The organism is Microcystis wesenbergii NRERC-220 (assembly GCF_032027425.1).
Classification (GTDB): Bacteria; Cyanobacteriota; Cyanobacteriia; order Cyanobacteriales; family Microcystaceae; genus Microcystis; species Microcystis wesenbergii_A.
In genome coordinates this window covers 2,276,467-2,301,450 of record NZ_JAVSJA010000001.1, presented here as the reverse complement: position 1 = coordinate 2,301,450, position 24,984 = coordinate 2,276,467, and the positions used below count along the sequence as shown (strand labels likewise).

The 24,984-nt window shown below is 41.9% G+C and carries 24 protein-coding genes and 4 pseudogenes; 19 read left to right on the top strand and 9 right to left on the bottom strand.

Annotated features, from left to right (window positions below):
* Window positions 1–65 precede the first annotated feature (65 nt).
* The 7 genes and pseudogenes from RAM70_RS11335 (at window position 66) to RAM70_RS11305 (ending at window position 6,328) form a co-directional block, all read left to right on the top strand.
* Complete coding sequence (locus RAM70_RS11335; RefSeq protein WP_045358353.1) at window positions 66–1,169, top strand: type IV pilus twitching motility protein PilT; 1,104 nt, start codon at window positions 66–68, stop codon at window positions 1,167–1,169.
* A 187-nt stretch (window positions 1,170–1,356) separates the two neighbouring features.
* Entirely contained in the window at window positions 1,357–2,571 is a 1,215-nt protein-coding gene (locus tag RAM70_RS11330; protein WP_045358354.1) for a type II secretion system F family protein, read from the top strand.
* A 162-nt stretch (window positions 2,572–2,733) separates the two neighbouring features.
* Window positions 2,734–3,349: pseudogene (locus tag RAM70_RS11325) on the top strand (ISKra4 family transposase); the annotation flags it as partial.
* Window positions 3,350–3,752: 403 nt separating this feature from the next.
* Entirely contained in the window at window positions 3,753–4,193 is a 441-nt protein-coding gene (locus RAM70_RS11320) for a helix-turn-helix domain-containing protein (protein ID WP_312673191.1), read from the top strand.
* A gap of 133 nt (window positions 4,194–4,326) precedes the next feature.
* Entirely contained in the window at window positions 4,327–5,343 is a 1,017-nt protein-coding gene (locus tag RAM70_RS11315; protein ID WP_312675755.1) for an IS4 family transposase, read from the top strand.
* Between the two features lie 119 nt (window positions 5,344–5,462).
* A complete protein-coding gene (locus RAM70_RS11310) occupies window positions 5,463–5,873 on the top strand; it encodes a transposase (RefSeq protein WP_312675803.1) in 411 nt (136 codons plus the stop codon).
* Between the two features lie 29 nt (window positions 5,874–5,902).
* Window positions 5,903–6,328, top strand: coding sequence for an IS630 transposase-related protein (locus RAM70_RS11305; protein WP_312672158.1), 426 nt, complete (start codon window positions 5,903–5,905; stop codon window positions 6,326–6,328).
* Here the strand turns inward: RAM70_RS11305 and RAM70_RS11300 are convergent.
* Window positions 6,262–7,476 (bottom strand): annotated as a pseudogene (locus tag RAM70_RS11300) (ISL3 family transposase). The gene RAM70_RS11305 and the pseudogene RAM70_RS11300 sit on opposite strands and share 67 nt — an antisense overlap.
* A gap of 245 nt (window positions 7,477–7,721) precedes the next feature.
* On the opposite strand from RAM70_RS11300, the gene RAM70_RS11295 reads away from it, so the two are divergent.
* The 5 genes and pseudogenes from RAM70_RS11295 to RAM70_RS11275 all read left to right on the top strand — a co-directional run bounded on the left by RAM70_RS11295 (window position 7,722) and on the right by RAM70_RS11275 (window position 10,672).
* Window positions 7,722–8,204 (top strand): IS630 family transposase, encoded by a 483-nt coding sequence (locus RAM70_RS11295; protein ID WP_235614858.1) that lies wholly within the window; start codon window positions 7,722–7,724, stop codon window positions 8,202–8,204.
* A 17-nt stretch (window positions 8,205–8,221) separates the two neighbouring features.
* Window positions 8,222–8,467 (top strand): transposase, encoded by a 246-nt coding sequence (locus RAM70_RS11290; RefSeq protein ID WP_312675893.1) that lies wholly within the window; start codon window positions 8,222–8,224, stop codon window positions 8,465–8,467.
* 17 nt (window positions 8,468–8,484) lie between these two features.
* Window positions 8,485–8,730, top strand: a complete 246-nt coding sequence (locus tag RAM70_RS11285; RefSeq protein ID WP_376750906.1) for a transposase — start codon at window positions 8,485–8,487, stop codon at window positions 8,728–8,730.
* A 167-nt stretch (window positions 8,731–8,897) separates the two neighbouring features.
* Window positions 8,898–9,839: pseudogene (locus tag RAM70_RS11280) on the top strand (ISKra4 family transposase); the annotation flags it as partial.
* Between the two features lie 542 nt (window positions 9,840–10,381).
* Window positions 10,382–10,672 carry a hypothetical protein gene (locus RAM70_RS11275; protein ID WP_288002499.1) on the top strand — a complete coding sequence of 97 codons (291 nt, stop codon included), beginning with the start codon at window positions 10,382–10,384 and terminating at the stop codon, window positions 10,670–10,672.
* On the opposite strand, the pseudogene RAM70_RS11270 reads toward RAM70_RS11275, so the two are convergent.
* Both RAM70_RS11270 and RAM70_RS11265 read right to left on the bottom strand, forming a co-directional pair.
* A pseudogene (locus RAM70_RS11270) lies at window positions 10,645–11,187 on the bottom strand (formylglycine-generating enzyme family protein); the annotation flags it as partial. The gene RAM70_RS11275 and the pseudogene RAM70_RS11270 sit on opposite strands and share 28 nt — an antisense overlap.
* A 268-nt stretch (window positions 11,188–11,455) precedes the next feature.
* Complete coding sequence (locus tag RAM70_RS11265) at window positions 11,456–11,692, bottom strand: type II toxin-antitoxin system HicB family antitoxin (RefSeq protein ID WP_045358357.1); 237 nt, start codon at window positions 11,690–11,692, stop codon at window positions 11,456–11,458.
* Between the two features lie 187 nt (window positions 11,693–11,879).
* On the opposite strand from RAM70_RS11265, the gene RAM70_RS11260 reads away from it, so the two are divergent.
* The 3 genes from RAM70_RS11260 to RAM70_RS11250 all read left to right on the top strand — a co-directional run bounded on the left by RAM70_RS11260 (window position 11,880) and on the right by RAM70_RS11250 (window position 14,225).
* Entirely contained in the window at window positions 11,880–12,527 is a 648-nt protein-coding gene (locus tag RAM70_RS11260; protein ID WP_045358358.1) for a DUF3386 domain-containing protein, read from the top strand.
* A gap of 73 nt (window positions 12,528–12,600) precedes the next feature.
* Window positions 12,601–12,837, top strand: coding sequence for a NifU family protein (locus tag RAM70_RS11255; protein WP_002735229.1), 237 nt, complete (start codon window positions 12,601–12,603; stop codon window positions 12,835–12,837).
* A gap of 299 nt (window positions 12,838–13,136) precedes the next feature.
* Window positions 13,137–14,225 carry an isocitrate/isopropylmalate family dehydrogenase gene (locus tag RAM70_RS11250; RefSeq protein ID WP_312673785.1) on the top strand — a complete coding sequence of 363 codons (1,089 nt, stop codon included), beginning with the start codon at window positions 13,137–13,139 and terminating at the stop codon, window positions 14,223–14,225.
* 232 nt (window positions 14,226–14,457) lie between these two features.
* Here RAM70_RS11250 and RAM70_RS11245 read toward each other — a convergent pair whose 3' ends face one another.
* Window positions 14,458–14,961 (bottom strand): hypothetical protein, encoded by a 504-nt coding sequence (locus tag RAM70_RS11245; protein WP_045358360.1) that lies wholly within the window; start codon window positions 14,959–14,961, stop codon window positions 14,458–14,460.
* A 415-nt stretch (window positions 14,962–15,376) separates the two neighbouring features.
* Here RAM70_RS11245 and RAM70_RS11240 point away from each other — a divergent pair, with 415 nt between their 5' ends.
* Window positions 15,377–15,691 carry a hypothetical protein gene (locus RAM70_RS11240; RefSeq protein ID WP_151696429.1) on the top strand — a complete coding sequence of 105 codons (315 nt, stop codon included), beginning with the start codon at window positions 15,377–15,379 and terminating at the stop codon, window positions 15,689–15,691.
* A gap of 508 nt (window positions 15,692–16,199) precedes the next feature.
* Window positions 16,200–16,595, top strand: coding sequence for a hypothetical protein (locus RAM70_RS11235; RefSeq protein WP_045358361.1), 396 nt, complete (start codon window positions 16,200–16,202; stop codon window positions 16,593–16,595).
* A gap of 186 nt (window positions 16,596–16,781) precedes the next feature.
* Here the strand turns inward: RAM70_RS11235 and RAM70_RS11230 are convergent, their stop codons facing one another.
* The 3 genes from RAM70_RS11230 to RAM70_RS11220 form a co-directional block, all read right to left on the bottom strand.
* Window positions 16,782–17,093, bottom strand: a complete 312-nt coding sequence (locus RAM70_RS11230; RefSeq protein WP_045358362.1) for a hypothetical protein — start codon at window positions 17,091–17,093, stop codon at window positions 16,782–16,784.
* Between the two features lie 75 nt (window positions 17,094–17,168).
* Window positions 17,169–19,304, bottom strand: coding sequence for an O-linked N-acetylglucosamine transferase, SPINDLY family protein (locus RAM70_RS11225; protein WP_312673781.1), 2,136 nt, complete (start codon window positions 19,302–19,304; stop codon window positions 17,169–17,171).
* 147 nt (window positions 19,305–19,451) lie between these two features.
* Window positions 19,452–20,735 (bottom strand): aspartate aminotransferase family protein, encoded by a 1,284-nt coding sequence (locus tag RAM70_RS11220; RefSeq protein WP_312673779.1) that lies wholly within the window; start codon window positions 20,733–20,735, stop codon window positions 19,452–19,454.
* Between the two features lie 126 nt (window positions 20,736–20,861).
* Here RAM70_RS11220 and RAM70_RS11215 point away from each other — a divergent pair, with 126 nt between their 5' ends.
* Window positions 20,862–21,920 (top strand): potassium channel family protein, encoded by a 1,059-nt coding sequence (locus RAM70_RS11215; protein WP_312673778.1) that lies wholly within the window; start codon window positions 20,862–20,864, stop codon window positions 21,918–21,920.
* Here RAM70_RS11215 and RAM70_RS11210 read toward each other — a convergent pair whose 3' ends face one another.
* Both RAM70_RS11210 and RAM70_RS11205 read right to left on the bottom strand, forming a co-directional pair.
* Complete coding sequence (locus tag RAM70_RS11210; protein WP_312673777.1) at window positions 21,921–22,331, bottom strand: PIN domain-containing protein; 411 nt, start codon at window positions 22,329–22,331, stop codon at window positions 21,921–21,923.
* Window positions 22,328–23,368 carry a hypothetical protein gene (locus tag RAM70_RS11205; protein WP_045358367.1) on the bottom strand — a complete coding sequence of 347 codons (1,041 nt, stop codon included), beginning with the start codon at window positions 23,366–23,368 and terminating at the stop codon, window positions 22,328–22,330. Before RAM70_RS11205 ends, RAM70_RS11210 begins: the two co-directional genes overlap by 4 nt.
* 284 nt (window positions 23,369–23,652) lie before the next feature.
* Here RAM70_RS11205 and RAM70_RS11200 point away from each other — a divergent pair, with 284 nt between their 5' ends.
* Window positions 23,653–24,972 (top strand): type IV pilus twitching motility protein PilT, encoded by a 1,320-nt coding sequence (locus RAM70_RS11200; protein WP_045358368.1) that lies wholly within the window; start codon window positions 23,653–23,655, stop codon window positions 24,970–24,972.
* Window positions 24,973–24,984: the final 12 nt, after the last annotated feature.

Here is a 24,984-nt window from a genome sequence, read left to right as displayed (position 1 = left end):
TTTTTACTGATTACTGGTTACTGTTTACTGTTCAATGATTTTACCTTAGAGATGGAGTTTAAGCCATGGAAATGATCGAAGATTTAATGCAACAATTGGTCGAGATGGGCGGTTCCGATATGCACATTCAGTCTGGGGCGCCGGTCTATTTTCGCATTAGTGGCAAACTGTCCCCGATTAATGAAGAATCTTTAACCCCGCAAGATTGTCAGAGATTGATTTTTAGTATGCTCAATAATACTCAAAGAAAAGAGTTAGAGCAGAATTGGGAATTAGACTGTTCATACGGGGTAAAAGGATTAGCAAGATTTAGGGTCAATGTTTATAAAGAAAGGGGTGCTTATGCAGCTTGTTTACGCGCTTTGTCCTCCAAAATTCCTAACTTTGAACAATTAAATTTACCAGAAGTAGTCCGAGAATTATCGGAAAGACCGAGGGGATTAATTCTCGTAACCGGCCAAACAGGTTCAGGAAAAACTACCACTTTAGCGGCAATTTTAGACTTAATTAATCGGACTCGTTCCGAGCATATTTTAACGGTAGAAGACCCAATTGAATACGTTTTTTCTAATATAAAAAGCTTGTTTCACCAAAGACAAAAGGGAGAAGATACCAAGAGTTTTGCTAACGCATTAAAATCAGCTTTACGGGAAGATCCTGATATTATCCTTGTGGGAGAAATGCGGGATTTAGAAACAATTAGTTTGGCAATCACGGCTGCGGAAACCGGTCACTTAGTCTTCGGAACCCTACACACTAGCTCGGCAGCGGGAACAGTGGATCGGATTATTGACGTTTTTCCTGCTAACCAACAGGCACAAATTCGCGCCATGTTATCCAATTCTCTACTAGCAGTTTTTAGTCAAAACCTAGTCAAGAAAAAAAATCCTAAACCGGGGGAATTTGGCCGGGCAATGGTACAGGAAATCATGGTGGTAACTCCAGCGATCGCTAACCTAATTCGCGAAGGAAAAGCCCCCCAAGTCTACTCAGCAATTCAAACGGGAATGAAGTTAGGAATGCAAACCATGGAACAGGGATTAGCTAATTTAGTTGTTAGCGGTGTTGTCTCCTTTGAAGAAGCAATTTCTAAAAGTGGTAAACCCGATGAATTACAACGTCTTGTCGCTGGGGCCAGCGCTAATGTTAAAACTAAAGCCAGGCTCTAATAACAAATAGTAACCTTTAAGCGTTCGTCAGCCCCTATCAGTTATCAGTGAACAGTAACCAGTAATCAGTGAAAAGAAAGTACCGAAGTTTTCACTTAACACTATCTACCCAGTTAAAACTCCAATCTGATAACTGATAACTGATAATTGATAACTGATAATTGATAACTGATAATTGATTTGTCCTATGCCTACTTTTGTCGCACAAGTTAAAAACAGATCTGGAAAAGTTTTCCAAGAGAAAATTGAGGCCATGTCTCCCGATCAGGCCCGGACGATGCTGAAGGCGAAATATGCTACCGTCGGTAAAGTCAAAAAAGCGGGAGTAGAGATCGATCTTTCCGGTTTAGAGTTGATGTTTGCCAGCATTTCCATCAAAGATAAAGCGGTTTTTTCCCGTCAATTTTCGGTGATGATTAATGCTGGTGTGGGGATTGTGAGATGTTTGGGAGTTTTGGGGGATCAATGCGGTAATCCCAAGATGAGAAAAGCCCTACAAGCGATTAGTGCTGAGGTACAGCAAGGGAGTCCGTTATCGGAAGCGATGGCCAAACATCCCGAATGTTTTGATGAACTTTATGTCAGTATGATCGAAGCTGGAGAGACGGGGGGGGTACTCGATGAAGTGCTCAACCGTCTCTCGAAACTTTTGGAAGACATGGCCCGCTTGAAAAACCAGATTAAATCAGCGATGACCTATCCAGTAGCGGTAGGAATTTTGGCGGTAATTGTGTTTTTCGGGATGACCATCTTTTTAATTCCCGTGTTTGCGAAAATTTTCACCGATTTAAAGGTGGAACTACCAGCTTTAACGCAATTTATGCTCTTTTTAAGTGGTGTGATGCGTAGTTGGTTGATTTTAATCCCGATTGTTACCATTGCTGCCACGGTTTTTTTACTGCGTCGCTATTACAAAACCCCGATGGGTCGTCTGCAAATTGACCATTTTTTCCTTAAAATGCCTCTTTTTGGTGATTTGAATGAAAAGTCGGCTGTGGCTAGATTTTGCCGGGTTTTTGGGACTCTGACGCGTTCTGGTGTCCCAATTTTAAGTTCCCTCGACATCGTTTGTAATACGGTGGGTAATCAGGTAATTGCCAATGCGATCGCTGGTGCCAAGGCGGAAATTCAGCAGGGGGGAATGATGAGTTTGGCCCTACAAAAAGCCAATGTTTTTCCAGCTTTAGCAATTCAAATGATTAGTATTGGCGAGGAAACGGGAGAATTAGATGCCATGATGATGAAAGTGGCGGATTTCTACGAAGATGAGGTGGAACAGGCCGTTAAAGCTTTAACCAGTATCATTGAACCCTTGATGATGGTTGGTATTGCCGGGATGGTGGGAACTATTCTTCTGTCTATGTACCTGCCCATGTTTAAAATCTTCGAGGCGTTGGGATAAGTTGATCAGTGATCAGTGATCAGTGATCACTGATCACTGATCGGTGACTATTGCCAGTAGCTTGAAATCAGAAAGATTTTAATTGGGTGTGGCTCTTTTAAAAAGATGGTATCCTGAGCAAAAATCAACGAAGCACGAGAGTTTAGGAGAGCAAGAACAGAAATGTCAGAGGTAAGCAGAGAAGAAGGCGGATGTTTCACAGAAGCACGAGAGTTATTTGAAGACATGGTAGAATGGCTGAATTCAGACCAGGTTTGTGGTCTGGAGCATAGCGAATTAGAAAACAAGCTCCAAGTCAACGGCAACGAACTCCTAAGACGACTGCAACGCCGGCTACCTAGACAGGCGCGGCAACGAAGAAATCGAAGGGGACTATTGCGGAAGTGACGGCATCAAAAGAACCCATAAGCGGAAACAAACAAGGCAATTAACCACAATCTTTGGCACAGTAGTAGTCAGACGAATTGGTTACGGAGGTAGGAAAATGAGCAGTCTTCACCCCTTGGATGGGGAATTAAACCTACCACCAGAACAATACTCACATACACTATCAGAAAGAGTAGCATCAGCCTCCGCCTTGAACGGATTCAATCAAACAGTAGAAATCATCAAGAAGACAACGGCAGCCCAAATAGCGAAGCGTCAAGTAGAAGAAATAGCACTCTCAAGTGCTTGTGACTTTGACGAGTTCTATCAAGCACAACAAGCAAAGTCACAGCCCGATGAAGAAACAGGCGAAATCCTGGTCATTAGTGTTGAGGGCAAAGGTGTCGTCTTGACATCCTCGCCGCCCTAAAAGTGCGGCGATTCCTAAACCTCACGATTTAAGTTTCTGCTTCCACCACCGTCGCATACCACAGTTAAAAAACCATGTACTGTCTTACACAGAGTCCACAGACTTTCGCCCCATTTCAGAAGCCCGATTCCGTGTGTCCCACGGTACGTTGACCGCCTATAGCTTCTTGTACTTGTTGCGCGCGACTTTTTACCCGGCCAAGCTTTTCTGGTCGGAACCCCCTAAGCCGAGTTTTCAAGGCTTCGGCCGTGAGCTCAGCCGAACGGTGCTGCGCCGTCCACTTGGTTTTCGAGACTGGCCTTTTAATTCTAACGTAAAGCCAACCTATAGCAAAGAGCGGGATAGTTAGGACATAATAGAGAAAAAGAAATGAGGAGAAGCTTTCATGGCAGCACCCTATAGTGATGATTTAAGACAGAAAGCAGTGAGTGCCGTAGAGCGAGGGGAGAAAAAAAGCCATGTCTGTCGCACCCTCAATATTAGTCGTAATACATTAGACATCTGGCTGAAACGGAAGAAACAAACTGGGACGGTGGCCGCTAAAACTAACTATCGTCGAGGGCCGAAGCCCCAAATTGACGATTTAGAAGCCTTTCAAAAGTTGGCCGAACAATATGGGCATTTGACCCAAGAAAAAATGGCGCAAAAATGGGCTAACCCAGTCAGTAGGATGAGAATTGGTCAAGCGCTCAAAAGAATTGGATTTACTAGAAAAAAAAAACTTATGGCTACAGAGAAAGAGATGAAGAAGCCCGAAAAGAGTTTCTCCAAAAAATCAGAGGTTATGCCCCGGAAAGATTTGTCTATATTGATGAAGCTGGAATAGATAAGTACCTAAGCAAAATTAATTACACATATCTAAACACCCAGAAGTGTTGAACGTTGAGAAAAGTCAGAAAAAAAATGCTATTATAGATAGAATCTAGACAACTTATTCCCCTCACAATAGGGAGTTTGCCCTGATGACGAATTTTTCAAAACTCATAAAAGAGCTTCTCAAACCACTGCCTAAAAATGACTACCCCGCTTTAGATACTTTTACATTTTTGTCCTGTTGGATTGGTTTTGCTTTAGATAAAAGCATCGTCAGTATGAGGGACTTATGCAGTAGAATGGTACTTCAAGGAATTAATGTAAATTTATCCACATTTTCTAAGGCAAGCAAAATTAGAGAAACAAGTCCATTTGAGAAAGTCATTGTCGAATTAAATAAGCGTTTAGTTGCCAAAAAAGGAATAGAGAATGCGCGAGCTTTATTTCCTATTGACTCAACAATAATTAGCTTAACCAGTAAATTACTATGGTCCCAGGGATGGCATCAAGTAAAACTATTCTCTGGTCTTAATAGTATCACAACAGAGGTGGTCGGAATACTCATCCATTTTGGTCAAGGTCATGACTCAAAAGAAGGAGGAAAAACGATAGAAGCAATTCCTGTAAATGGAGTTGGAGCAATGGATAGAGGATTTGCGTCTAATCAAAGAATCACCGAATTATTAGAGAGTAGTGACAAGCATTTTGTCTTGAGAGTGAAAAATAATATTAGCCTAGAGATGCTCGAAAATGGCAAGTGTAAACTCGGAAAAGATAAAAGACAAATAGAAGTAAGAGTAGTCGCTTTTTGCGACCTAGAAAGTCAAACAGAATTTCGGCTGGCGACAGATTTACCTCTAGAAGGAGAAGGAGCAGTTAGTAATGAAGAAGTTGCCGAAATTTACATCCAAAGATGGCAAATAGAACTGCTGTGGAAATTTTTAAAAATGCATCTAAAGTTGGATAATCTAATCACTAAAAACGAGAACGGAATCCGCCTACATATCTATAGTTGCATTATCGCTTATCTGATTCTACAGCTAATAGATATTGAAGAAGGATTTGGGAAAAGCTTATTAGACAAACTGCGCTATTTACAGAGTTTCATGTGTCAACATATTAGCTATGTACACTGGTTCCGGAGGATTGTCTATTCAATTTAAAATTTGATGTTATAGGGGTATTATGCTTGTCAATGTAAAGTTTTATTACAGGATTCAACGTTTCTGCTAAACACCTCTTGCAAGAGGCACTCTTGCCTCTTGCCTATCTTCACTAGGAAATTAATTTTGCACGACTACTTAACACCATCGATTACCCTTATGGATATTGTCACAAATCAGAAAGATTTGAGGCTTTAAAGTTAGGTCACTGTAGCGAAAGAGTTAGTGTGATCAGCGGTTGGTGGCGTGGTTCCACTATCGCGCCAATGGTGTTTGAGGGGTACTGTAATACAGAGTTGGTGTGTGAGTGGATAGAACAATTGCTATTACCCGAACTACTACCCGGTCAAATTATCATCATTGATAACGCCAGTTTTCATCCCAAAGAGAGAATCAAAAAATTGTTAGCTAAAGCGGGATGTGAAGTGCTATTTTTACCCGCCTATTCTCCAGATATCAACAAAATTGAAAAGTTCTGGGCTAGATTGAAAAACTATGTTATAGCAAAGAGCGGGATAGTTAGGACATAATAGAGAAAAAGAAATGAGGAGAAGCTTTCATGGCAGCACCCTATAGTGATGATTTAAGACAGAAAGCAGTGAGTGCCGTAGAGCGAGGGGAGAAAAAAAGCCATGTCTGTCGCACCCTCAATATTAGTCGTAATACATTAGACCTATGGCTGAAACGGAAGAAACAAACTGGGACGGTGGCCGCTAAAACTAACTATCGTCGAGGGCCGAAGCCCAAAATTGACGATTTAGAAGCCTTTCAAAAGTTGGCCGAACAATATGGGCATTTGACCCAAGAAAAAATGGCGCAAAAATGGGCTAACCCAGTCAGTAGGATGAGAATTGGTCAAGCGCTCAAAAGAATTGGATTTACTAGAAAAAAAGGCTCTTCGTTACTCTTTATGCTAAATCAACAGACAAGATGCCAAGATAACATACTTCTAACCCAAAAATTCCGAAAGTTTCTAAAGCCATAGCCTCGCCGTTTTATTAGTTTAAGTTTATTGTTGATTCCCTCGACTAATCCATTCGTTGTTCTTCGCTCGAAATAACTAATGATTTCTCCAAACCAGTTTCGGATTGTTTGACAACTCTTGGTAAAAACAATGGAGGATTTTGCCAACCATTCCGAGATAGATAGCAGTCCTTCTGTCGGATTCTCTGAGGTTTCATAAATCTTTCTGAATTCTTCCTTTAATTCCGGCATCTTTTTCAAATTTGGCCAATTTTCTTTGATAGCTTCTCGTTTAATTTTTTGGGGTTCCGTTCAATCTTCTTCATTTTTTAATAGGCTATATTTACTTCGCTTTAAAACTTCTAGCTTCGCTTCTTTTTCCGCTTTCTGTTTTTTATTTTTCTGCGCTTCTACGGCTCTTTTTTCTGCTCTTCTCTGTTCGTCTAACTCTTGATTAATTTGTTTCATTACATGGAATCTATCGGCGACTAATTCAACCGATGACATCAATTCTTTCACCAAATTTTTATAGGGCAACCAAAGGTCTATGCTCACTTCTTCAATTGGCTCTAACACCTCTTTTCCCCAGCCTGTAAGCGTTTTTCTCAACTCCTCTTGTGTTCGCTTCTCTAGAATAGCTATTAGTTTTCCCGTATCTAAATTTACTAAAACTGCACAGTAATTTTTTTGTCCCTTCACTAGAGCGATTTCATCAATTCCTAGTCTTTTTAATTCCGATAAATCTGGCTCGGTAATTTCTTCAGCGATGTCCTCTAGCATTCTTTGAATCTCTTCTTCCGTTACGTCATTTCTTCGGCTAACATTTAAAATATCTCCTGATTTTAATTGTTCAAGTATATTCTCGGCTAGTCTTTTCGTATAGGTTCGTTTACTGGCGACAAAATCTAACTCTTCGCTAAAGGGCTTCTGACAATTATCGCACTTAAATTGACGACGATTAACTTGTAGGTACACTGGTTGGCCTGAGAGCGGTAAATCTTTGACTAAATGTCGATGATTTTGGTGTAGTTTATCGCTCTCTAACCCACAACGAGGACAGATTGCTTTTTTCTTTTTCGATTCGATTCGTCAAACTATACCGACATTTTCTAGGTGTCGATAGCCTTGAATAGAGGTTCCTTCTAGGTTCAAAAATTTGTCAAGTATCATAAGTAAAATACTCTGGTTTTTGGCTATTATATTAAATCTTAACTCAATTGTCTATCTTTTGGTATTAACCTGTTTGTGTCTAAAATTTCTCCCTGTATAGATTTCAGCTATTTTTGAGCGTAAGCACTATCATCGAATTTTATTTTAAGTTAATTATTTGCATAACAATTACCGAAGAGCCGTAAAAAAAAACTTATGGCTACAGAGAAAGAGATGAAGAAGCCCGAAAAGAGTTTCTCCAAAAAATCAGAGGTTATGCCCCGGAAAGATTTGTCTATATTGATGAAGCTGGAATAGATAACACCATCGATTATCCTTATGGATATTGTCACAAATCAGAAAGATTTGAGGCTTTAAAGTTAGGTCACTGTAGCGAACGAGTTAGTGTGATCAGCGGTTGGTGGCGTGGTTCCACGATCGCGCCAATGGTGTTTGAGGGGTACTGTAATACAGAGTTGGTGTGTGAGTGGATAGAACAATTGCTATTACCCGAACTACTACCCGGTCAAATTATCATCATTGATAACGCCAGTTTTCATCCCAAAGAGAGAATCAAAAAATTGTTAGCTAAAGCGGGATGTGAAGTGCTATTTTTACCCGCCTATTCTCCAGACCTCAACAAAATTGAAAAGTTCTGGGCTAGATTGAAAAACTATGTTAGTCAGATTATCAATGATAGTGAAAACCTTGTGGATGCTGTGAGTAAAGCCTTCAGGCATCTGTCCTAACTAACTCGTTCTATGCCATATTACCCGAACTACTACCCGGTCAAATTATCATCATTGATAACGCCAGTTTTCATCCCAAAGAGAGAATCAAAAAATTGTTAGCTAAAGCGGGATGTGAAGTGCTATTTTTACACGCCTATTCTCCAGACCTCAACAAAATTGAAAAGTTCTGGGCTAGATTGAAAAACTATGTTAGTCAGATTATCAATGATAGTGAAAACCTTGTGGATGCTGTGAGTAAAGCCTTCAGGTATCTGTCCTAACTAACTCGTTCTATGCCATATTACCCGAACTACTACCCGGTCAAATTATCATCATTGATAACGCCAGTTTTCATCCCAAAGAGAGAATCAAAAAATTGTTAGCTAAAGCGGGATGTGAAGTGCTATTTTTACCCGCCTATTCTCCAGACCTCAACAAAATTGAAAAGTTCTGGGCTAGATTGAAAAACTATGTTAGTCAGATTATCAATGATAGTGAAAACCTTGTGGATGCTGTGAGTAAAGCCTTCAGGCATCTGTCCTAACTAACTCGTTCTATGCCATAGTCAGATTATCAATGATAGTGAAAACCTTGTGGATGCTGTGAGTAAAGCCTTCAGGCATCTGTCCTAACTAACTCGTTCTATGCCATATGTCCTAACTATCCCGCTCTTTGCTATAGAACGGCGGGGTTTCAGACCCAAAATTTCCGATGAGACGAGAAGATTTGCGTCCTAGCACCCAGAAAAGAGCCATAGCCGGACAAAGAAAGCTGAAAAAACGTTTAACAGCCGGAGAAAAGCGCAACTCAAAGCGGATGGCTACCGTAGCGGCGGTTTATACCATTAACCCATTGAGCCGTACCGCAGCACAAATCGTCAATCCCAAACCCGATCAGGGGAGCAAGCGTCCTCGACCACAAGCCAAGCGGGTATGGGCGAGTTTGGTCAAAGAACCCGAAACCGTAATTTCCGTGGCCTTTGACGAAGCTTTGTCCCGTGACCCCCATCAACAAAAAAACTGGGTTGCCTTAGTTGATGGTAATCAGACACAATTACGTCTACTCCAAGAATTGGCTCAAAAACACGACATCCGCCTGACAATTGTTCTCGACCTGATTCATCTGATTGAATATCTCTGGAAAGCAGCCTTTGTGTTTCATGCTCCCAGTAGCCAAGCAGCCGAAGATTGGGTGAGTGAACGTTTACTGCGTATTCTTGAAGGTAAATCGAGTTCTGTCGCTGCCGCGATGGGTGGTTGTGCTACTCGGCTGAAATTGACGGACGAACAACGCACTTCTGTGGATAAATGTGCCAATTATTTGCTTAATCATCGCGATTATCTCCGCTATCAAGATTATTTGGCGGCAGGTTTTCCCATTGCTACGGGGGTAATTGAGGGGGCTTGTCGTTACTTGATTAAAGACCGCATGGACATTACGGGGGCGAGATGGAGTCTCAAGGGTACTGAGGCGGTTTTACGTCTTCGCTCCCTTCAGGTTAGCGGTGATTGGCCTGATTATTGGCACTTTCATTTACAGCAAGAGCATCAACGGCATCATCGGGCTTTGTATCAAGATGGTGTTCCTTTGCTCACAACTGTGATTCAAGCTTGTTGTTCTACTACTTCAAGACACACAGCGATGCTTGTTTGACTTGCCATCCGTCTTTCTAAAAGAGCCGCACCCATTGGAGTTAATGGGTTTAATCCTACATTAGGACATATTGCCGGACTGAGAAATAACTCGCGCATTAAAAACACGGTTGGGACTGGAATTAGTGAGTTTAGTCAGCTATTAGCTAAGGATATTGTCGCCTATCAGGATAGAATTGCAGACAAAGAACAACAGTTAAGCGAGATTCTAGAACTGGAACAATTTAAGCTTTATTGCCAAGTATTTGACCAGTTTCTTTTTGGTACGGTGACTAAAAGCTTGTTGCTTTTACACTGCTATCCTATCGAAAGATTTTTAGTCAACGGTAAACCTTACTTTAGAGGTGATCACGATATCAGCTTGAGAAAGTTTCAGGCTTATCTAGGCTTAGGATATTCCTAAGTACCTAAGCAAAATTAATTACACATATCTAAACACCTCTTGCCTCTTGCAAGAGTGCCTCTTGCCTATCTTCACTAGGAAATTAATTTTGCACGACTACTTATCAGATTTCTGGTGATACCTCAGCAAAACAGGACAAGGTGAAAAAGTCCTGGAAAGGTTCCGACTTAATGCGCTCTCACTTGTACGCTCACGCACTGGTGACTATTTGCCCGAATAAACCTGCTAAAACCGAGATTGTTGGTAAACTTAAGCATTCTTGGCTTAATCCTCGTATTCATATCTATTACGACCACGAAAATGGTCAAAGAATCGAGAAAAGGAAAGAGTTAGCAAGTTTTAAGGCATTGGGTAAGGATGGGCTGTGTCGCTTGCTGTTTTACGAGACTAGGCTACTCTATCAACTTTTAACCCGCAATTTGGTAAAGTGATCTTCGGCTAATTTCTGGATACTTTCGCTGATTAGGTCGATTTTCTTGAGCATGAGCAAGCTGGCGCGACCAACGAGAATCACGGTGCGGAAAATCTGCTGTTTCTGTAGTCTCAGGGTATCTCGCAGTTCAGCCGAGCCGATGCTATTCTCCAAAGATTGGCGTTTTCGCTCTGTTTCTGCCAATTTCTGGCATTTAACCGCCACGGACTCCTTGATTTCCTCGGTCAGTGACCGGAAAAACCGCCGGTATTCATCCTTATGGTCGGTGAGAAATCTGATTAACTGGTTATAGTCCTCGACTAATCTTTCCAATTCTTGAAAAGTTTCCTCGAAATTGAGGGGTTCTTCTTTTTTCCTCAATCCTAACCATGTATTGCGAACCCGTTTTCCGGTTTTAATCAGTTGCTGTCTTTCTTGAATCTGATCCTGCAAAATTAATAAATCGGGGCGATTTAGTTGGGGAAGTTGATAGGTTTTCCGATAAAGCTTGATTTTCGCTGTTTCTTCTGCCATCGCCGTGATCGCTGAGGGTGAGTTTTTTCTATTTTAGCCCGATTTTTTGATCAGCTAAGACGCATTTTAACCGCCTATCCTTAAACCCCCCCGATGTCGGTAGGGTTGATTAATAGTAGGGTTGATTAATAGTAGGGTTGATTAATAGTAGGGTTGATTCATGAATCAACCCTACCCCAATGTCGGAGGGGGGTTGCCTCTTGCCTCGTCTCAACAAGCAATTTAAATTAAGAACAGCATAATGTCTTTGCCGGATAGTTGTTTCAGCTTAGGCATATTCTGGCTGTAACTCAAATATAATCTGTAGAGAAGGTTTGGCAACTAGACCGAACTCCCTGGGGTCTTCTCCCTCTAAATGCAGTAAAATGGCTTCTTGGAGATTATTAACCACCTCATCTAAGGTATTTCCCTGGGTGACAATCGAAATTTCCACGCATTCACCTACATATCCTTGTTGTTCACCAGAACGAATAATTGCATTAACTTTTGGACTTAATTTTGTCATAACTGCTCATGTTTATTTTTTGCTTATTTAGATTTATGGCAATCGAGCAAGGGACGGGTCATTGACCCATTCTAACTGACTTTTCCCTAAGCTGTGAAATTCATCTAGTTTTCTAGAAATCTCGGCCAGAGGCGAAAAAATCAGCGACAATGATATAAATGGAGTTATCAACACAAGTAAAGCGATTATGACTGTAGCCACGACGAACGCCCGAGATATTTTCCGCTCCGCCTACGAAAACCGTTACACTTGGGATGAACGATTCCCCGGTTACACTGCCGATATTATCCTCAGCCAAGGGGAGGAAGTGCATACGGGCAAAATTCAAGTTAATGCCGATTATAGTGTGGAAGTAACGGGCATTGATGACGAGAAAGTGCAAGAAAGTATCTATAATCAAATGCGCGACATCGTTACTCATCGCAAAAGAGGCAATTTTGAGGCTTCCCACGGCAAAAACCAGTTTAATTTCGGGCAAGATGATCCCACCGGTGCGGTAGAAATTCTTGTCACGGGCGATGCTATGGGGTCTAATTATAAAGTACGCGGCCAGGAAATCTGTCAAGTCAGTCGAGTTATGGGACCGATGGCTTTTACTATTAATACCGAGGAAAGTCTCGATACGGGAGAAGGTTATATTTCTATTCGCTATAATGCCATTTTCCGCAATGCCAAAACCGATGAATTAAAGGGAAAACGTGACTTTAAGGAAACCTACGAAAAAATCGGTAATTATTATTTACCCTCCTGTCAAGTGATTAATGCAATCGAAGCGGGGGGCGAAAAATCCACCACAGAATTTACTTTTATCAATCTACAGCTTTTAGAAGCTTAAGGGCTATCCTCGCCCAAAAAGCGTTAGGATTGAAGTAACTACACTGTAATAAATCTCTGACCAGAAGCTGATTATGTCTTTAACACTGACTCCCAATAACGTCGAACAAGTTTTAGATGAAATGCGCCCCTACCTGATGGCGGATGGTGGTAACGTGGAATTAGTCGAAATCGACGGGCCAGTCGTCAAACTGCGTCTTCAAGGCGCTTGCGGTTCCTGTCCCAGTTCCACCATGACCCTAAAAATGGGCATCGAACGTCGTCTCCGGGAAGTGATTCCCGAAATTGCCGAAGTTGAACAAGCTTTCTAAATCTTGGGTTAATTAATTCTCACCACCGCCCGATTGCTAATTAAATTAGCGATCGGGCCTAATATTAATTAGGGTTTGCTGAAAAAGGCCTAGGCAGGGGGCAAAAGGCAAGAGGCACTCATGCAAAAGGGAGAATAAATAATCAGTTTTTAATAACCAGATTTGGTATTATATATCTTTTTCTGCAAGATTGATAAAATTACAGAATTAATTAAGGTAAAAAGTATCTTTTTTAGCCGATTAACCAGCCAATTAAGCATTAAGATATACTTGAAAATTTTTATTAAAACTCAAAAACTATGACAGAAAATATCCCCACCATTGTGGTCATGCACGGCGACCAAACTGGAGAAGAACTATTACTAGAAGCCCTGAGAGTATTACAACCTTCGATAATTCGTCAACCGGTTAACTTTGCCGATTTTGATCTTAGTTTAGCCCAACGTCGCCAGAGTAACAATCAAGTGGTTCATGAGGCCGCCGAAGCGACTCTAAAAACCGGATTAGCTCTCAAAGCCGCCACTATTACCCCAGAAATCAAAGGAGATGTGGGCAGTCCCAACGCTATTTTAAGAGAAGCAATGAATTCTCAGGTAATTCTCCGCATCGGTCGCCGTATCCCCGGTATTCGTCCGATTGGGGGCGTTTATTCTCCCATTGCCATTGTCCGCATGGCCGTTGACGATGCCTACGGGGCCAAAGAATGGCGAGAAACCACCGCCACCGGCGATGAAATTGCCTATCGTACCTCGCGCATTTCTAGGGCTACCAGTCGCGCTGTGGCCGAGTTTACCTTTCAACAGGCCAAAAAAACCGGGGCGCGGGTATTTGGCGGCCCAAAATTCACTGTCAGTGCCACCTACGAAGGGATGTTTAAAGAGGAATTAGACGCGGCGGCCCGAAGACATCCGGAAGTGCGTTATCAACCCCTGTTAATTGATGCAACTTTTGCCCTACTTTTACAAACCGACGGCGAAGCTTTGGTGATTCCAGCACTTAATCGCGATGGCGATTTATTATCTGATTTTGTCTTGCAACTCTATGGCAGTATTGCTGGGGCCGAAAGTTTAGTTTTGGGATTTGATGAGGAGACCTTAGCGGTTAAAACTATTATGGCAGAAGCTCCCCACGGCACGGCCCCCGCTTTAGAGGGCAAAAATATCGCTAATCCCATGGCGATGATTTTAGCCTCGGCAGCTTTGTTAGGTTATATCGAAACTAACGAAGCGCGCAAAGCTTCTCGGGCAATTTATGAAAGTGTCTTTGAAACTATTCACGAGGGCAAAAAAACCCCCGATTTAGGGGGCCAAATGACCATGAGTGAGTTTACCGATGAGGTGATTCGTCGCGTGGTTAGTAAGTTAGAAGTTTGGTCTGCTTTGGGGTAAGCTGTCGGCACATCAAATCACTTGGTTAAGACTGCACTGGGGAAGGGGGAAAAAGCCGTAAGATTGCCTATTCCCTAATACCGAAAGCTTCTTACCTCACTATTCAGATAACCGCGATATTGCCGCTAATAAGTAGCTAGACAGAATTAATTACACATATCTAACTACCTCTTGTATGAGTGCCTCCTTTTGCCAATCCTAACCAAGAAGTTAATTTTGTCCTATTACTTAGTTAAGCTAACTTAAAGGCATCTCGCCAACACCAGCGCAACAGGGTGAAAGCGATTAAACCTTTAACCACTTCTAGAAACCAGTAACCAATCTGCAAGGACATCATTTCTCCCGACATTCCCGACGCAGTAACGGGAGCCAGTAAACCCATAGCGCTCAGATTGGGAGTGAGAAAATAGGTGTAAATTAGGGTGATTACCAAGAGAACACCGGCCAATAGAAGCGATCGATGTTCGGGGAGATGGATTAAGGTATGATAGCGGTGGAAGACAACAAAGCTACACAGCACAATCGCCGCACAAACTAATTCCAGATGGTTAAAAATACCAAATAGCAAGTAACCGGCACTGGCAAAGCCATTTTGCGTCATCATGCCAGCTACGGATAAGCTGGGGATAATGATTAAATCGATGACGAAACTGGCACTTAACCAGAAACCGAGAACAACCATGGCTAAGGTTGTCCAATTAAACCAAGACCAATAACGCTCAACAAAAGTTTTCATTAGGCTTGCTCCTCCTTGCCTTTCTAACTTAATTGTAAAGAGCGTTCGCCAAAATTTTGGCAAGTTTTTTGGTAATTCTTAGCAATTCTTATCAATTCTGAGGAGAGCAACCAAACAATAAGCTGCCCGGTAACTTAAATAGTTTGTTGAGATGAGGCAAGAGGCACTCTTGCAAGGGGCAACCCCCCCTTGCCCCCCCGACGTCGGGGGGGCAAGGGGGGGATTCGGCTAATCTAAGAATAAGGGTTTAAATGCGTCTTAGCTTACCCCTCTTACTTCTAGATTTGGCTACCCGCTCGGCGCAGAATTGTAAAGATTTATCAACAAGTGTTTATAAAAACCTTTAAATATTGACCAAGGTGACGATTATAGACTTACCCTAAAACAATAACTAACTATCTACGGGTTTACTGTTATGGATAAGGATTTTCGTAACTATCGCATGGTTTGCACCCTCACCTTCGGAGATATTTACGGACAAATAATCGTTTGGTTAATCGTTATTTTTCTTACTCTGGCTTCCACTCTAGCTCTTTGGAGTAGCACTAGACAAATTTTTGCCCTCGCTACCGTGGGGTTAGTCGTCGTCCTCTCTTTGCCTTTTTTACTCTTTGCTTTCGTTACTACCCTCCTCAATCATATTGAATTCGTTCCCATCGAAACGGAAACCAATATTCGTCGTGGTCCTGTACCCGGAGTTAGCGGCAGTCGTGTACCCGCAGCCAGCTAAATCCGACCAAATCCCCAATAAATAGGGCTTGCTGAAAAAGTTTTTCCTGGGGGCAGGGTGTGGGGTGTGGGGTGTGGGGTGTGGGGTGTGGGGTTTTATCGATTTTCAGGTGGTCAACTACCTAATTTTCAGGGAAAAAGTACCTGAATTTTCCCCCCAATCACTCCAATGGTCGGCACTTTTTGAGGGAAAAAAAGTCTAAAAACCTTATCCAACAAGGTTTTTAGATTTATTCAGCAAACCCTAAATAATCTAGAGACTTTGTCAGCAAAGTCTCCAGCAGTTTTTGCCCTTGTTTGCGTCGGGGTTTCTCGTTCTAGATTTTTGTTAATTTTTGTAAATTTAACTTGTTTTTAAAACTTTTTTCTGGTAGGGATTATCCAGAGAAAAATAGATGAAAGAGGCAAATCGTCAAGAGAATAATCTTGTTTGCTGCCTGATCCCGGTCAATGATAAATTTTAAAATACCTAGTCTTTTACATTTTCCCAACTCTCGGAGTGATCCCCGATGTTAAAAAATCTCTTTGGTGGCAAAAAATCTGACTTTTACCTAGAACTAAAAGAAACCGATGGTGAACAAAAAGCGACAGCAACCACGGCAGCAGCCGCCCCTGTTGTGGAAGCTCCCGCTCCTGCTGTCGAGTCTGCTGCCGCCCCTGTAGCCGAGAAAAAAGCCAAAAAAACTTCTGTTAAGAAAGAAAAGCAAGTAAAAGAAACTCCCGCCGCTCCTGTGAGCGCACCGGCACCCGTAGCCGCTACTAACGGCAAAGTAGAGCCGCAAGAAGTGGAATTTGCGACAAAATACTTGATTACTCCTAGTATGTCTCGCCGTCGCCCCGGTCCAAGTTTGAATGGTTTCAAAGACATGGCGCGCAAAGCGAAACTACCTGCTAACCGCGGCTAAATCCACCCGGATTGCTTTCTCAAAAAAAAAGGAGAGCTTTTCTTTGACTCTCCTTTTTCATCAGGGTGCATCTACTGACTCAAGTGTAGCAGAGAGTTTTTTTAAGGTTGGTTATTTAGGTTACTCCCTAGAGTATTTTGGGGATAATTATTACCTGTCTTCTTGGGCAATTTTTAAAACCTAGGACTAGATCGAACTGAGCGAAGCGGTGATCACCACTACCCCGATCTGTTTCCAGTTTTTCAATTCTCCGACTTTTTCGGCGAGATCGGAGGTTTTCCCCGCCGCGTTCTCTATAACTTTAACTCGATCGCTTAAACCCTCTATCTTCGCGTCTAGGGTTCGGATATCGCCTTTAATTTCCGACTGCCCTAACTCTAAATTCTTCTGTCCGTTTTCCATGGTGGTTAGTCGGTTTTCGATCGCCTTCTGTCCGTTGGCAATGCCGATGATTAAATCCTCTAATCTTTTTAAATCTTTTTCAGTTGCGGCTGTCATCAGTTAAACTCCTATTAGTTGAATTTTTCTTACCCAGATTCGATACTTTATTGATTGCGGATAACTTTCTCATTATCAACTTCCCTCCCAGATTTTTACATAGGCATTTTCCATATTTTGGGCGAATTTTTTCCCTTGCCAGAGGGGGGCTGTGTCACGATTTCCTAACAGTTGATGGCTGATGTCTTGACGAAGGGAGCGATCGAGTCCTAATTTTACTCCCCAGTCGATATATTCTGCCTCATTCCAGCCAATTCCGGCTTCAATCCCAGCATTAATCATAAAAGTATAACTATTGCGGGCGGAAAATTGTTCTCCTACCAATGTAACTAAAGGGATTCCTTGCCATAAAACTTCTAAGGTGGTGGTAGCGCCATTGTAGGGATAGGTATCTAATACCACATCGGCAATCCGTAAATTAGCGCGATGGGTATATTCATCTATAGCTCTCGGTAAAAATCGCAATCTTTGGGGATTAACTCCCTCCCGAATCGCTATTTCAGTAAATAATTCTTGAATTTTTTCAGTCTTACCGACTCCCTTAATCAGAAAATAACTATTAGGCACTTGTGCGAGAATTTTCATCTGAAGTTTAATAGTATCAGGATGGCGTTTCATGCCACTTTGTACGGAAAAATAGATGGTAGCATCGGGGGGAATTTCTAAATCTTCTCGATGGAGATTGGGAGTGCCGATTTCAAAACCATCCACTGCTAAATATGTCTCTGGTAAACGATAGATTTTTTCTCGATAATATTCCTCCGCTTGCTGGGGTAAAACGTAGGGATCGGCGATATAGTAATCAATAGTTGCTAATCCAGAAGCATCCCAACCTAACCAAGTCACTTGTTTGGCTGCGGGTTTCAGGGCCATAATCTGATTGGTGAGATTATGGGTTAAACTATCTAAATCTACTAGAATATCTATCTGATCCTTTTGAATTTGTTGGGCAACTTCTAGGGGATTTTGAGCGTAGGGAAAATGACGGATAATATCTCGGCTATCCCGGAACCATTGACGGGTAATTTCATCTTCTTCTTGGTTAATAGTATAGATGGCTATTTGCAATTTTTCTCGATCATGATGGTGAATTAACCAACGACTTAACCAACCGACAGAATGATGTTTTAAGGTACTGGCAAGATAACCAATCGTTAGTTTTTCTGGAGCTTTTTTGCTTGTAACTAAAGGAGTTTTTAAACTATTATTATCAAGGAAAATTTCGGCGATGCGATTAGTTAATTGTCGATTGGCTAAGGCTCGATCGCCTAGGTAGGGTAGGGGACTAGAAACATTGAGAAAGCTAGTTTTAATAATCGGTTCTAAAGTGATATTTTTCCGACGGGTTAATTCCTGTAATAAATTCTGATATTCTTGATAAATATGATCAATTTCTTGCCAAACTCCCCAGCGCAAAAGTATTAACAAAATTAGATAATTACTGTATAACTTTAGGGTTGGAGTTAGACAAATTTCTCGCAACTGATAGGCAGTTATCAAAGAATTATCAAAGTCTTCTGCTAAAATATAAAGGTTAACCAATTGTTCCAAAAGACTCAGATCATTTGGTCTTAATTGCAGACAAAGTTTAATAATTTCTACTCCAAAAGCGGGACTTTGTTGCTCGTTGGTGACTCGTGCTGATATCTGAAAAGCTTGCGGGATAAAACTATCGGCTAATTCTCCTAGGTAGGGTAAACTTGCTTGAGCTAAATCTAAAGTTAATTCGTGGGGATATAAAAGACTTTTGAGAACTACATTTAAAAGTAATTCTCGATCGGGATTATATCTGAGATTGTCTTGAATAGGATAATTAAGTAGTTCTTCAGGATCAAATATTTCTAAATCTAAAGCTAAGTCGAATAAAGCTAATAAATTATTAATTGACTTGGGAACAATTTCCTGTAGATGATAGCGAAAATATTCTACAGCTGCCAGATCACCTTTTCTTTGTTGTCGTCGCGCTTCTGCGTCTAAAACCGCTTCTAATTCTGCTTGCCATTGCTTAACTTCTTCCGGATTACCTCCTCTTAAAATATTTTGCCACATCACCTGCGCCTCTGCTTCTAAATTTTGCAGAAGATAGGCAACTCCCAAGTACCAATAGTCAGAAATATTTTCGGGATTGTTATCGATTAGTTCCTCGTAGATTGCCGCAACTTGAGGATAATTCTCGGCAATTAAAGCTTGATAAGCGTCAGGATGCCACATAAATCAGTTATCAGTAAACAGTAACCAGTAATCAGTGAAAAAGTGACAGTTAGGGGGGTAAAGCTCAAAAAGAATTGACTCATAACTGGAAACTGTCAACTTAAAACTTACATCTGATAACTGATAACTGATAACTGATAACTGAAATTAAACCACTTTAGCGATGGCTGCTTCTAGCTTATCCATAGCCTCATCTACTTCTGTTTCCGAGACAATTAAAGGAGGTACAAAACGGAGAACTTTCGGACCTGCGGGGGCAATTAATAAACCCTCTGCCAAGGCTGCATTAACAATAGTAGATGAAACCAACTCACTTTCTGAATTAATTTCCAGACCATTAATTAAACCCCAACCGCGCACATCGACAAATAGATGGGGATATTGAGAAGCAATCACGCGTAAACGGCTGCGTAACTGTTCCCCTCGCTGCTGAACATTTTGCAGAATGTGATCCCGTTCAATGGTTTGTAATACTGTTAAAGCTGAGGCACAAGCGAACGGATTACCCCCAAAGGTACTCGCATGACTACCCGGTTCAAACACATCACAGAATTTTCTGCACATCATCGCACCGATGGGAATACCCCCCGCTAAACCCTTAGCAGAAGTGAAAATATCTGGTTCTACCCCCAAATTCTCATAACCCCAGAGTTTACCGGTTCTTCCGACTCCCACCTGTACTTCATCAAAGACAAGCAAAATGTTATTTTCGTCGCAAATTTGCCGTAAACGTTGGAAATACTCGATATCCCCTGGACGAACTCCCCCTTCACCCTGCAGCGGTTCCAACATAATCGCAGCCACACGACGATTACCCTCATCGAGATCAGCGATCGCATTTTCCACCGCTTCGATATCATTATAGGGAATATAGGCAAACCCCGGCATCAGGGGTTCAAAGTCTTTTTGGTACTTCGGTTGACCGGTTGCGGTGATGGTAGCTAAAGTGCGGCCGTGAAAACTAGCGTGAGCGGTTAGAATAACCGGCTGTTCGAGGAAATCTAGCACCGTATGGGCATATTTTCGTACTAATTTAATCGCCGCTTCGTTTGCTTCCGCACCAGAATTACAGAAAAAGACTTTATCAGCGCAGGAATGATCGACAATCCATTTAGCTAGTTCTCCTTGTTCGGGAATATAGTATAAATTCGAGACATGATGGAGTTTTTGGATTTGCTGACTAACCACTTCAATTAAAGCAGGGTGCGCGTGACCGAGGGTACAGGTGGCAATTCCCGCGACAAAATCAAGGTATTGTTTCCCGGAAGTATCCCAGAGGAGACAGCCTAACCCTTTGGCGATCGCAATGGGAAAACGACCATAAGTATTCATCACATAGCTGTTAAAACTATCTGGATCGAAGGGTTGATTCGGGTTTAAATTGGGAGTGGGATCAACTAGGGTTGGTTCTAAAAGGGTTTTTGGACTCACTGGGGAACTCCTGCGCGATTAGACATAGGGGAAATTATAATCAAATCCGTCTGAGAAGGACGGGTTATTTAGATTAAAAACTGATTTCATTGTAAGTTACTAGACAGTGTTAGGGGTGAATTTTGCTTGTCTATCAGTGAAGATAAATATCGTCGTCTGCGTCAGGAATTAATCGGGGGAATTTTTGCCCTGGTCGTGGTGTTTTTGCTGGGTACGTTTTGGTATCATCTGATCGAGGGTTGGAGTTGGCTAGATTCGGCCTATATGACGATTAGTACCCTCGCTACCGTCGGTTTTGGCGAAATTAATCCCCTAGGTGAACGGGGACGATTGTTTACAATGGTTTTGATTATCATGGGAGTAGTCAGCATCGGTTATATTGTTAATCGCTTGACCGAAGCTTTAATTCAAGGCTATTTTCAAGAGGGACTCAAACAGAGACAGGAGAAACGCTTGATCGATCGACTATCAGAACACTATATCATCTGTGGTTTGGGTCGCACAGGCAGACAGGTAGCGATCGAATTTTACGCCGAAAATATTCCTTTTGTAGTCATTGATACAGACCCCCTACAGGTAAATCGGGCCAAAGAATTAAATTATATTGTTGTTCAAGGAGATGCCACCTTAGATAAATCTTTACAAATGGCAGGAATTGAACGCGCTACTTGTATTGTGGCCGCTTTAACTTCCGATGCGGAGAATTTATATACAGTTTTGTCTGCTAAAACTCTTAATCCGAAAATCCGCGCCATTGCTAGGGCCAGTACCGAGGAAGCAGTACAAAAATTACAACGGGCCGGGGCCGATGCGGTGGTATCTCCCTATATTACCGGCGGTAGAAGATTAGCGGCCGCGGCCCTACGACCCCAGGTGATGGATTTTGTTGATGGGATTTTAACCGGAACCGATCGATCATTTTATATGGAAGAATTTTTAATCGATCCCAGGACCTGTCCCTGTGTGGGTTTAAGTCTTAGTCAAGCACATTTAAGATCTCGATCGGGGGCCTTAGTTTTGGCTATACGTCGCGCTGATGGTACGCTAATCGGGGGACCCACTGGCGATACGGAATTAATGGCCGGGGATCTGTTAATTTGTATGGGAACGGCCGAACAATTACGCAGTTTAACTCAGATTTTAATCCCCATGCGATCGGATGGTTTACGTTTACCGAAGCATTAGTTAAAGAATCGATAAAAAATCTACTGGTAGCATTGCGGGAACAGGGGAAACAGCAAAATCTCTTAGGTTTCGCGTTATGATTATTTCTAGCTTTTCTGATTCAGCAACGGCACTGGTAACGGCATCTTCAAAATCTTTCATCTGACTTGCCAATGCTTGCCTAATTATTGCGTCTGTCACCCTAGCAACTTGCAAATTCTCTAGAAGACTTATCACCAATTTTCTTGAGCTTTCCCTTCCGTTTTTTTTAGACAAAATATAATAAATATTAGTGACGGCATGACCAGAAATATATCCTTGAGTTTTACCTGTCTTAACTGTATTGAATGCTTGTACAGATGCTGGAAAATGTGGTTCACGCTCACCCAAAACATCTAGCAATACATCACTGTCGAATAAGACTCGTTTCACCGATACTTCTCCACTAAATAATCAATATACGATTCTTTTGGGTCTTCTGATCCTAAATCAACAACCCCCACTAAGTCTCTTGTCCAAGGATCAAGATCGCTTAAATCATCTGCTAGGGAATGAGAGGTAGTTTCTGAGGATACATTACTAGGATTAAATCGCTCTTGAATTCTTAAAATTATTAAACTACTATAAGCTCTCAATTGGGTGACTAAAGATTTGTCAGTATCTTGGAAATATTCGGTTATAGTACGATTAGAAACCGATAGAGCATTTTTAGCTCCCTGGTAAATTTGCTCTAGTTCTGAATCGGCAAACATATCAATAAACACATCTATGGTTTCCGAGAGAATGTGTGAACCTTCCACCACTCTGATTAAATCGTCTGTTAGGGAATGAGAGGTAGTTTCTGAGGATACATTCTTAGGATTAAATCGCTCTTGAATTCTTAAAATTATTAAACTACTATAAGCTCTCAATTGGGTGACTAAATGCGATGTTTCAGTATCTTGGAAATATTCGGTTATAGTACGATTAGAAACCGATAGAGCATTTTTAGCTCCCTGGTAAATTTGCTCTAGTTCTGAATCGGCAAACATATCAATAAACACATCTATCGTTTCCGAGAGAATGTGTGAACCTTCCACCACTCTGATTAAATCGTCTTTTTCTTTACCCGTCTTTCCCTCATTGATCTGAGCAAGGCCGATAAATAATTGATTATAGGCAGTAATTTGATCAGTAAATTGGTCTATATATTGGATTAATTCCAGTGCCGAAACCTCATTCTTATATTGTTTCCATACCTGAAACCATAGTTGATTAATTTGCCAAAATATATCGGCTCTTGCTTGATAAGTTTTAGAGTTATCCATAACTCGATCGAGCAAAATCTTAGTTTCTTGTAGTAAATTATCCAGTATGATTCGATCAGAATCGGTTACAATTTGATCAAGTTTATCTGTAATATCTTGCAGATTTTCTAACAAAAATTGTCCTAAATTTTCCCGTTCGACTGAACTTGGCAGACTATTCATCGTATTTACCTCTCCTAAGACTGATAATCAAACAGAAATGAGTAGTCAAAATCATCAGCCCTCAACCTCCATTATAACGATTTTGGGGTCTGAAGGGGTGATTATAGTTACTATAGCCTCTGAGGGAGATAGATTGATTACTGTTCACTCTTAATTCTCTTGACTCGGAGACCAGTGACTCCTTACTCCTCAATCTAACGTCTGTCTGGAATTGAGAAATTGAGGATGATTTGATAGGATGTTAGTACAATCGGGGAATAGTAAAAGAAAAACCCCTATTTCTCATGAGTCAAAATCCCAATTCTTCCTCGCGACCACTGCAGCCGCTGCCGGTTCCCTCCATCCCGATACCTCCCTCAGAGTTAATCACGGAAATCAGCATGGGGATAACTGAAGAAATGACGCAACAAGTGGCGATACCGACCAAAGCCGTCCAGAATATGCCACAAAATAGTCAAATTACCACCCTACGTCCGCCCCAAAATCGCGCTCCCAGTCAGGCTGCTTCTCCCCAAACCCCACCCCGGCCTAGTCGCGCCTCCAATCAACCCACCCTAGAACAGTTGATCCGGATGGCCTTTGATCGGGGTTATTCGGACGTTCACCTGGGAGTTGGAGAAAAACCCCGGATGCGCGATCGTGGTGAAATGATTATTCTCAACTATCCTGAAATTGACATCAACACTTTTCATAGTTGGTTACGGGAAATCCTAGGGGAAGAAGAAATCCTTCGCTTTCAAAAAGACCTAGAATTTGACGGTGCAACTCAGTACGAATTCGCTAGGGTGCGGATTAATATCTTTGAAAGTCTGCGCGGTCCTGGGATGGTTTTGCGTCTAATTCCCATGAAAATCCTCACTATAGAACAATTGGGCTTACCGGCTGTGTTCCGGAATGTGTGCGATGTGCATAAGGGATTGATTTTAATCACCGGTCCGACGGGTTCAGGGAAATCCACCACCCTCGCAGCCATGATCGATTACATCAATAAAGAACACGCCAAACATATTATCACCATCGAAGACCCGATCGAATTTGTCCACCAAAGTCGTCGCAGTTTGATCAAACAAAGGGAAGTGGGAATACACACCCATGAGTTCGATAATGCCCTAAAAGCCTCTTTGCGGGAAGACCCAGATATTATTCTGGTGGGGGAGATGCGGGACAAATCCACCGTTAATACTGCCCTGAAAGCTGCCCAAACCGGTCACTTAGTTATGGGAACCCTGCACACCAACAGCGCCGTTAAAACCCTGGAGCGGATTTTAACTCTTTATTCCGCCGAGGAACAGGAATCCATGCGGGTGGCGATCGCAGAATCCCTGGTTTGTATTATTTCCCAGGGTTTATGTCGTACCACCGACAGTAAACGGGCTGCTTTTCACGATATTCTCGTCAACACAGAAACCGTCAAAGATTGCATTCGCAGCGGCAAAAATGACGAAATTCTCGAATTAATGAAAGATGGCGAATACTATGGCATGATTACCACTAATCAATCTCTATTTAACCTCTATCAAGAGGGACGGATTAGCGATGATGTCGCCCTGGAAATGTCCCCGGTTCCCAATGAACTGGCGATGATGCTGCGGGGTAAAATCTAGAAAAACCCTGAA

Coding starts and splice junctions, on each gene's coding strand:
- RAM70_RS11230 (WP_045358362.1), bottom strand. CDS start 17,093: ATGACAGCCGCAACTGAAAAAGATTTAAAAAGATTAGAGGATTTAATC.
- RAM70_RS11265 (WP_045358357.1), bottom strand. CDS start 11,692: ATGACAAAATTAAGTCCAAAAGTTAATGCAATTATTCGTTCTGGTGAA.
- RAM70_RS11320 (WP_312673191.1), top strand. CDS start 3,753: ATGGCAGCACCCTATAGTGATGATTTAAGACAGAAAGCAGTGAGTGCC.
- RAM70_RS11200 (WP_045358368.1), top strand. CDS start 23,653: ATGAGTCAAAATCCCAATTCTTCCTCGCGACCACTGCAGCCGCTGCCG.
- RAM70_RS11235 (WP_045358361.1), top strand. CDS start 16,200: ATGTTAAAAAATCTCTTTGGTGGCAAAAAATCTGACTTTTACCTAGAA.
- RAM70_RS11335 (WP_045358353.1), top strand. CDS start 66: ATGGAAATGATCGAAGATTTAATGCAACAATTGGTCGAGATGGGCGGT.
- RAM70_RS11330 (WP_045358354.1), top strand. CDS start 1,357: ATGCCTACTTTTGTCGCACAAGTTAAAAACAGATCTGGAAAAGTTTTC.
- RAM70_RS11250 (WP_312673785.1), top strand. CDS start 13,137: ATGACAGAAAATATCCCCACCATTGTGGTCATGCACGGCGACCAAACT.
- RAM70_RS11205 (WP_045358367.1), bottom strand. CDS start 23,368: ATGAATAGTCTGCCAAGTTCAGTCGAACGGGAAAATTTAGGACAATTT.
- RAM70_RS11245 (WP_045358360.1), bottom strand. CDS start 14,961: ATGAAAACTTTTGTTGAGCGTTATTGGTCTTGGTTTAATTGGACAACC.
- RAM70_RS11260 (WP_045358358.1), top strand. CDS start 11,880: ATGACTGTAGCCACGACGAACGCCCGAGATATTTTCCGCTCCGCCTAC.
- RAM70_RS11255 (WP_002735229.1), top strand. CDS start 12,601: ATGTCTTTAACACTGACTCCCAATAACGTCGAACAAGTTTTAGATGAA.
- RAM70_RS11225 (WP_312673781.1), bottom strand. CDS start 19,304: ATGTGGCATCCTGACGCTTATCAAGCTTTAATTGCCGAGAATTATCCT.
- RAM70_RS11305 (WP_312672158.1), top strand. CDS start 5,903: ATGGCAGCACCCTATAGTGATGATTTAAGACAGAAAGCAGTGAGTGCC.
- RAM70_RS11240 (WP_151696429.1), top strand. CDS start 15,377: ATGGATAAGGATTTTCGTAACTATCGCATGGTTTGCACCCTCACCTTC.